We start from the raw sequence: 8,744 nt of genomic DNA on the forward strand, positions 1-8,744 counted from the left end.
GTGCTTTTAATCGAATTATTACCCCCCTTAATCCCCCCTTATAAAGGGGGGAAACAATAAAAAAATCCGGTTCCCTCCCCTTTATAAGGGGAGGGTTAGGGTGGGGTAATAACATTTGATACATCAATCATGACTTTTCAAACATCCTCTAAAGAAGACTGAGAAAAAAATAGTTTTAGTCCACTTGAGTGGACTTGAGCTATTAGCCCGGAAATTTATTTCTGGGCGGGCTAGGGGACTAAGTGAGAATAGTGCAAATTGTTAGATTAAAAAGACATATTTTCAATATTTCCTGTCCCACCTGGCATTACTACCTGACCAATTTTATCTGCCAATTTCTCTAGGTTAGGCATAGCCAAAATTTCAGCAAGTTTAGGATTTGGTTCGGCTTTTGCTGCTGCTGCCAATTCCTGCATAGCTTGAGCCACTTCAGGATTTGCTTTAGCAGCCGATTCAACCTCTAGTTCAGCTTTGCCATAATCTAGTGGTTGCTCCGGTGCTTTCTCGATCGCAGCTACAGTATAAGGAGAATGTTTTTTGAGCGTAACGAGAAACTTGCCAGTCTTATCCCATACAGCTTCACTTACTTTTTCGCCAGTTTTTTCTAAAGCTTTAGTGGCAATTATAGAGCCGATCGCGATCGCCGCAGTAGTTAAAGGTTCCATATCCTACTTTGACTATGTGTATCCTCTTTACTTATTAACACACCGCTTTTGTTCTAAGCTGATGTAGTTTTAATTTGCATAACCAGGGCGAGCAAGATGCAGGGCTATTTCATTCTCATCTAGTCCGCCTCAGAATTCATTCTGAGTCTAATAGCGAAAGTCGTCTCAAGACGATTAACAAAAGGTTATAGTCCGTTTTAACGGACTTTAGCTAAAAGCCTGTGAACTTCAGTTCTGGGCGGTTTCTGTCTAGAACGAAATAGTCTGGCTGTGCATTATGGCAATTAAGTTAAAAAATTGAGATTTATCCGAATATTTCCGATTTTAGACACCACAGCGCTAGTTTTTCAATTCATTGCGTCTTAACTCTAAGCTTTACGTCTTAAAGTCGTGATTTTTTTCTTAAAGTCACGATTTTTTTCTTAAAGTCGTGATTTTTTTCTTAAAGTCACGATTTTTTTCTTAAAGTCGTGATTTTTTTCTTAAAGTCACGATTTTTTTCTTAAAGTCACGATTTTTTTCTTAAAGTCATCGTGCTTTTAGTTAATATTGCTGAGGTGAATATTACACTCACTACTAATTTTTGTGGATTCTACTGAACCAAAATCTCGCTTGAATAAGCCAAGCTAGGTCTAGAACACAATCTAACGAATATATATATGTCTCGTCAGAAACGTACATACCGCGCTCTCGAAAAAGCTGAATTAAGAGTTGCTGGACTCAGAGCAATTAATCCTGATATGGATTTTGGGGATACTCGCAACTTGCAAAACATCACCCAAATAAGTCAGCAATTACGCATCAAAATTGATGCTTATAATACTGCTCTATCTGTAATTGACTCTTCTAAAACCAATATGGATGAATTGGAAAAAACTTTAACTGACCTCACTGATAAAATGCTAATTGGAATTGCATTTACTTATGGGATAGACAGTAGTGAATATGAAATGGCGGGTGGTCTTCGCAAAAGCAAACGCACCCGCAAAACCACCGCGACACCCTCAAAGACAACTCCCTAATCACACACTACTTTGTCTAGCGGTGCTTAGGCTAAGGCACTGACAAATAAAAAAATACCCCACAAGTAGTAATAATTTATTTGTTAGAAGTCCTTAAAGCAGCTTCGTTTGGCATAGTGAAATCCCTGAAAAGACATATTTTCGGTTAGTATTCCCAAGTTTTCATGCTATCTAACAGTTATAGAATTTACCCATGAGTTACGGAATAACGTAGACGCTTCGGCTTGCCGCAGGCTACCGCAGAGTCGCAGAGAAGCCAGTGCGTTGCGGGGGTTCCAAGAGTTGTAGCAACTGGCGCGACACGGAGAGAAGTCAGAGTTTTAGGGATATTTTGCGTAAGTCCTAAATTAAAGTGGTGTAATCCAATAAGTAATGCCCCGGACAATTTTTTTCTTAAAACCAAACAGAAGTAAGTTATCTTCAGGTAAACCTACATAAGTCCAATGTGGAACATCGTTTTCTACAGTTTGAAACCAACCATTTTGATTTAGAGCTTTTCTCTGTTTTTGATTAGATATGTGTAAATCAATTGCTAATCCCCAGAGATGTTGTGAAGTTCCCGGAGGTGCAACCAAACGGAGAATTTTTATTTCTTTGCCCTGTTGAACTTTTGCCAAAATTTGATCGTTAGCATATTTATGCCAAAATATTAAATTTGTTTTAAAAGTGCGAGTACAATCACCAAAACCATAACCAGATTTTAACGGAATCTTTTGTTGGATTCGCGCTTTAGTGAAAGCATCAGCCGCCAATTTTTGCAAGTAACAGTCGTTAGTGCCATCAACATGACTCATTGTTAAACTAGCTTGAAACTCTTGGGTTTCTTGTTCATTTGCAAAGATATCTTTTAACGGCAATTTAATCTCGACATCTTGATTTACGAAGACTGCACCATACGCCCGCAGCAAAATATATTCATAAGTACCAGGCTGAGGAATTGTGGGTAAATTTTTTGCGATCGCAGATAAAAAACGCTGTTGATCATTTAATTCTGGGTTGGGAATAAATGGTTTTAATATTGTTTGCTGAGAAGTAGCTGTACAAGGTAATGAATCAGTACTCAAGCATCCGTTTAATGGTTGAGCAGTTATAACTAATTTGTTATGGGTAATATCATTACTAGCTACTAATGTAAAAATCATCAAGATAACTATACTGAGAAAAGTTACCTTTTTGATAATTCTAGTAATATTTTTTTTCTTTTTTATCGTGAGTTTCATTTTAAAGAGTTGATTAATTGATTCCAGAATAAAAGTAAGACTATAGCGGTTCTCAATTGAGTTAGGTACTGGAACCCCACCCCCAACGCCCTCTCCGCTCTTCAAGAGGGGGCTATGATGTACTTGATGTCATAACGCTATATAACCTTTTCTCAGTGGTCTTTAGACGACTTTCGCTATTAGACGCAGAATTCATTCTGAGGCGAGCTAAATGAGAATGAAATAGCCCTGGCTCTATCTCCCCTCTCCTTAGTAAGGATAGGGGCTGGGGGTGAGGTTTTGATCTAATGTACTTCAAGCATTTGGCAACTGCTATATATGCTTCTATAGAATTTGTGCAAGATATCTAATATATATCTGTAATAAATGAATTTATGTTGATGGCTAACCATCTAAAAAATACTTGTGATTGATAAACCGGAACATTGCCACAATTCTTAAAAAAGATGAGATTTTTTACCTATTACTCAAGTAAAAAAGAAACTTGTCGCTAATTGACTATTAGTAAATTTGATAACTTTATTGTCAAAAAGATACCTCCAGCAAACCATCGGAACAGTTAAAATTGAAAAGGACTCTAAGCTCGCTGATCCTGTAAGTATGACCATGCACAATTCCGTTGAATTCCAAGACGCTTTTGATGTGATAGTCGTCGGTGCAGGTCACTCCGGTTGTGAAGCAGCTCTCGCCTCTGCCCGCCTCGGATGTCGTACCTTGCTATTGACGCTCAATTTAGATAGAATCGCTTGGCAACCTTGTAATCCAGCAGTGGGTGGCCCGGCCAAATCCCAGTTGACTCATGAGGTAGATGCACTGGGCGGAGAAATTGGGAAAGTAGCAGACCGCACTTACCTGCAAAAACGTATCCTCAACTCTTCACGGGGACCTGCTGTTTGGGCATTACGCGCCCAGACGGATAAGCGCGAATATGCAGCAGTGATGAAAAGTATTGTGGAGAATCAAGAAAACTTGACAATCCGCGAAAGCATGACTACAGATTTAGTGCTGGGCGCTAATGGTGAAGTCATCGGTGTTGAAACTTATTTTGGTGTCGGGTTCCAATCTAAAGCAGTTATCTTGACAACTGGCACCTTCTTGGGTGGTAAAATTTGGGTTGGTAACAAATCAATGCCAGCCGGACGCGCTGGGGAATTTGCGGCTGAGGGATTGACACAAACCCTAAATCGTCTGGGATTTGAAACCGGAAGGCTGAAAACTGGAACTCCAGCACGGGTAGACAAGCGATCGGTAGATTATAGTAAAATGCTAATCCAGCCAGGGGATGAAGATGTACGCTGGTTTAGCTTTGACCCAGATGTGTGGGTAGAACGGGAACAAATGCCTTGCTACATCACCCGCACAACTGCCGAAACCCATCGCTTAATTAAGGATAATTTGCACCTATCGCCCGTCTATGGCGGTTGGGTGGAAGCCAAAGGCCCGCGTTATTGTCCCAGTATTGAAGATAAGATTGTGCGCTTTGCTGATAAGGAAAGCCATCAAATTTTTATTGAACCGGAAGGAAGGGATATACCGGAACTCTATATCCAAGGCTTTTCTACAGGTTTACCAGAAAATTTGCAACTACAGATGTTGCGGACTCTCCCCGGTTTAGAAAAATGTGTAATGCTGCGTCCGGCGTATGCTGTGGAATATGACTATTTACCAGCAACTCAGTGTTACCCCACACTGATGACTAAGAAGATTCCGGGGCTGTTTTGTGCTGGGCAGATTAACGGCACCACAGGTTATGAAGAAGCCGCAGCGCAAGGGCTGGTGGCGGGAATTAACGCCGCTCGATTTGTTCGCTCTCAAGAAATGATTGTTTTTGCGCGTGAGCAAAGTTACATTGGGACGCTAGTTGATGACTTGTGTACAAAAGACTTGCGGGAACCTTACCGGATGCTTACCAGTAGGTCTGAGTATCGATTGCTTTTGCGTTCTGACAATGCCGACCAACGCCTGACACCCTTGGGACGAGAAATTGGTTTGATTAGCGATCGCCGTTGGGATCTATTTACCGAAAAAGAAGTAAATATTACCACAGAAAAACAAAGATTGCAAGTTACACGCGTCAAAGAACATGATGAAATTGGCATAGCGATCGCCTCTAATACTCAGCAACTAATTAAAGGTTCAATTACCCTGAATGACTTACTGCGGCGTCCGGGATTTCATTACGTTGATCTCGACAGGTTCGGACTAGGAAACCTTAACCTGAACCGCGCCGAGAAAGAAGGCGCAGAAATTGACATTAAGTATGCTGGCTATCTCGCTAGGCAACAAAATCAGATTGACCAAATTGCCCGCCAAGCCCACCGCCACTTACCTGGGGATTTGGACTACACAATAATTGATACCCTTTCCAAAGAGGCACGGGAAAAGCTAACTCACGTAAAACCACTCACTCTTGGTCAAGCAGCACGTATCGGTGGTGTGAACCCAGCAGATATTAACGCCTTATTATTATATTTAGAATTGGGTAGAACCAAGAGCCAGAAGGAGTTTCCAGCATTAACTTCACACAAAGTTCATAAAGACTGAGTATAGTAGTAGGCAGGGAGATTGGTATGATCGATGACATAAATCTTAGTAATGCCATCATCAACAATCTCCTGATGAAAGTTGAGTTTAATACCAACGCTTAATCAACTCGTCTCAATTGGACGGGGGATTGGATGTTTGATTATTAATCCTAATTTTCAGGCAGTAGGGGCGGTGTTTCTCCGTCCCAGCAACAAAGATAGAACATCTATGTTACAAGAAGCCAGCACCCGTCCGCGTCTCATAATTGTACCGGAACCATCAGAAGACTTAATCGCCAATGAACCTTGGTCGATAGAAAACTATGCTGATGGTTTAATGGATGAACTCTTTGCCGATATCGACTACATTCTAAATGTGAGTGGTAATCTGCCTTTTCAAACCGTTAAGCAGAGTAGTCAGAACAAATCGCAGTCTGTTGCTGGGGTTTGCGCCCAACCTCAACGCCAGTCGCCTCCAGAATACGTGCCTCTGCAAACAGTTAGAATACCCACAGCCAACCAAGCAGTCCAGTCAGTTGTTGAAGATCACGATAAGCAATTAAGTACGGTTAAAGCAGTTAGTAGAAAGCCTCAGAAAAGTAGTCAGACTTTGGGCAAACTGCTGATTGTCGGAACAACTTTAGGCGTAGCGATCGCTGGTACTATCTACTTAGTAGAGTCTGGAGTTATATATCTTTTAAATACCAAATTGCCGGAATCAGTTCTTTTACTGCCGCAATCACAGTCACAGTTGGCTATAAAAACAGAAATTGAGGCAGAGTTAGTTGACTATATGCTCGGTGCGCTGGCAGTTATAGACAAGCAAGAAGGAAAAAGCAATCAAAAATCTCTCAGCCTGGGATTCTCTAGTCGGGCAAATACTAACCAAATAGCCTTTGGTAGTGAACAAGCAACTGGTAATCTCTCAGCATTGCCACCAGCCCCTAACCGTTCTGGAAGTGTTGTTGAGCGAATCTATGTCCCCGTTTATCAAGCACCGTCGCCAATACGTTACGCGCTCCCGGCTATTCCTGGTAGTCCTGCACTTTTACCACAAATTGCCAGTGCGTTAAACGGATATCAACCGAATGTTGTGAGAAGTGCCCTAAATAGAGTGCAACAAGCTGCCAAGCCGATAACTGCCAACTTTACTGCGGCTCTAGGAGGTGAACTTAAACCTGTGGCTGGAAAAATTGCACCGATTACCGTGCGGCAAAGACCTAACCCTCTGCCTGCATTACCAGTAGTTCCGTTGCGTGCAGCACTGGCACCAGAATCAGAACCAACTATTACCCAGGAACAAGTATATCCGGCAACTGCGATCGCGGATGCTCCAAGTGATACCTTAGAAGGATTGCTAGAGTTGGGCAAAAAATCTGCGGCTTTGTTTAAAATTGATGGCCTGACTCGCCGCGTCAATATGGGTGAAAGTATTGGCTCAAGCGGTTGGACATTAGTAGATGTTAGTAATGGGGAAGCTGTCATCCGGCGTAACGGCGAAGTCCGATCGATTTACGCAGGGCAGAAATTGTAAGAGTTTTTCTATCAGCAACTCTTCCACGCACTAAAATATTGCCGCCATCTTTGCCTTCCAACTAACTACTCGCTATCTTGCGCCCCCAACGGCTGTAACAACTCATGAATTGACAAAACGGGTATAGATGAACTCAAAAAACCTTGCGTATCGTGTGTCAAAATAGCGTCTAACCCTTGAGCAATAGCGCAAGCAATTTGAACGGCATCTTTGAAATCAGCTAAACCAGATCCAAACGCTGATTCCAATACGGCTCGATTAACGGCACAAATTACCATAGCAGTTAGCGTTTCTGAAACTGCTTGACGTGCTTGCTCAATGCTGGGAGTGTGTCTTCGGTAAATATAAAAAATATCTGTAAGTGTTATCGCTGTAACATATCCAACGATACGACCAGAATCAATCTCCTGAAACAATACGCTTGGGTTAAGGCTAAAACTCTTTGTCAAAGTCAATTTTTTTAACGAACCGCATTCGCGCAGCGTCTCGTAGAGAAGGACGCATTCGCGCAGCGTCTCGTTGGCGCAGCCTCTCGTAGAGAAGAGAAGGACGCATTCGCGTAGCGTCTCGTAGAGAAGGAAGAGAAGGAAGAAATGCTTAACTGAACTGTATTGTCTCCTGAAACAACAGTTCTGCGTGCTGGAAAAATGGCGTAGGCGTAGCCCGCCGCAGGCATCGCTCCAACAGAAAATCTAGGACAATATTGGTATCAATTAAAACTTTCACTGGAGATACTTGTCCACTCGTCGCTCTTCTAACATTGCAGCCACTTCTTCATCAGTCGGTGCCGGCTGATCTGTTTTTAGCAAGCCTCGCATCCGTCTAATGGCGCCAGAGCGCTCAGGCTTAGAAATTGGCGTGTCTTGCAAGGACTCAATGAGGCACTCACCAGTGCAAGGCGATGTCTACGACGGGCTACGCCTACGCTTGGTGGTAGTTTGAAGACCTGCTCTTTCAATTCTTGTAGCAACATAGACGGCTCCTATGGTCGAAGGTGTCTATCATCTAGTATGAGCGATCGCGCCCTCTATGATCAGATTTATTGACCCTGCTAAAGTTGCCAAGGGCTGGTCTTATCTTTATTTTGCGATCGCACCCCATCTCAAAAATCATCAGCGATCGCGGGAGCAATGTCCAAAGTGGGTATCAACTCATAACCGCAAAAATGATAAAAAATGTATTCAACAAAGCATTTGCTACTTCTGCCGAGACGGAGGCCGCCATGCTGCTTTGGGGATACTACCAACCTCAATGCCTTTAACTCGAATGGATTTTGCTTTTCCATCCCACCGAATGCAGAACTCTCCATACTTCTCATAGATTGACAGAAGCGTTGTTTCTGCCGCATTTATTTCTTCTATTTTTCTGTCAATATCAGCTTGCTGCGATTTCTCGTATTCACCAATGAATATGCCGTTGCTGTAAATCAGCAGCCGATTCATTTTTTTTCCAATGGGTTCGACGCGCACAAACAAAGTCATGCTGCTAATCTCCTTTGGGGCTAACTAGTTATTAGACTGAAACTTTCCAAATATCAATAAATTGTCTATATATCGTCAATATCTGACTATTATACCGAATTTTTCCCTATAAATATTTTGTTTTGAGCTAATATCAAGAAATTTTCTGTGTATTCTCCTTTTTCAGAAAATAGGCGATTTATAAAGTAAAAATAAAATTCTTTATTTACAGCAATTTGATATCAAACCAGCCACAAAGATTGTAAACTTTAAAGATGTAAAAAAACAGATTATTTAGAGATGGCAGCATATTCGATT

7 protein-coding genes are annotated in these 8,744 nt (G+C 41.9%); 3 read left to right on the forward strand and 4 right to left on the reverse strand.

Annotated elements, in window-relative coordinates; all coding sequences use genetic code 11:
• Positions 1–266 precede the first annotated feature (266 nt).
• Positions 267–665: a hypothetical protein gene (locus V7K15_RS05730; protein WP_334903806.1), complete on the reverse strand. Its 399-nt coding sequence runs from the start codon at positions 663–665 to the stop codon at positions 267–269.
• Positions 666–1,324: 659 nt separating this feature from the next.
• Here V7K15_RS05730 and V7K15_RS05735 point away from each other — a divergent pair.
• Positions 1,325–1,687: a hypothetical protein gene (locus tag V7K15_RS05735; RefSeq protein ID WP_334903808.1), complete on the forward strand. Its 363-nt coding sequence runs from the start codon at positions 1,325–1,327 to the stop codon at positions 1,685–1,687.
• A 347-nt stretch (positions 1,688–2,034) separates the two neighbouring features.
• Here the strand turns inward: V7K15_RS05735 and V7K15_RS05740 are convergent, their stop codons facing one another.
• A complete protein-coding gene (locus tag V7K15_RS05740) occupies positions 2,035–2,907 on the reverse strand; it encodes a D-alanyl-D-alanine carboxypeptidase family protein (protein WP_334903810.1) in 873 nt (290 codons plus the stop codon).
• Positions 2,908–3,507: 600 nt separating this feature from the next.
• On the opposite strand from V7K15_RS05740, the gene mnmG reads away from it, so the two are divergent.
• Together mnmG and V7K15_RS05750 are read left to right on the forward strand one after the other, a co-directional pair.
• Positions 3,508–5,451, forward strand: coding sequence for a tRNA uridine-5-carboxymethylaminomethyl(34) synthesis enzyme MnmG (mnmG, locus tag V7K15_RS05745; protein ID WP_334903812.1), 1,944 nt, complete (start codon positions 3,508–3,510; stop codon positions 5,449–5,451).
• 138 nt (positions 5,452–5,589) lie between these two features.
• Positions 5,590–6,966 (forward strand): hypothetical protein, encoded by a 1,377-nt coding sequence (locus V7K15_RS05750; RefSeq protein WP_334903814.1) that lies wholly within the window; start codon positions 5,590–5,592, stop codon positions 6,964–6,966.
• Positions 6,967–7,031: 65 nt separating this feature from the next.
• On the opposite strand, the gene V7K15_RS05755 is transcribed toward V7K15_RS05750, so the two are convergent.
• Together V7K15_RS05755 and V7K15_RS05760 are read right to left on the reverse strand one after the other, a co-directional pair.
• Entirely contained in the window at positions 7,032–7,415 is a 384-nt protein-coding gene (locus tag V7K15_RS05755) for a type II toxin-antitoxin system VapC family toxin (protein ID WP_334903816.1), read from the reverse strand.
• A 747-nt stretch (positions 7,416–8,162) separates the two neighbouring features.
• Positions 8,163–8,447, reverse strand: coding sequence for a hypothetical protein (locus V7K15_RS05760; protein ID WP_334903818.1), 285 nt, complete (start codon positions 8,445–8,447; stop codon positions 8,163–8,165).
• Between the last annotated feature and the right edge of the window lie 297 nt (positions 8,448–8,744).

The organism is Nostoc sp. (assembly GCF_036919815.1).
Taxonomy (GTDB): Bacteria; Cyanobacteriota; Cyanobacteriia; order Cyanobacteriales; family Nostocaceae; genus Nostoc.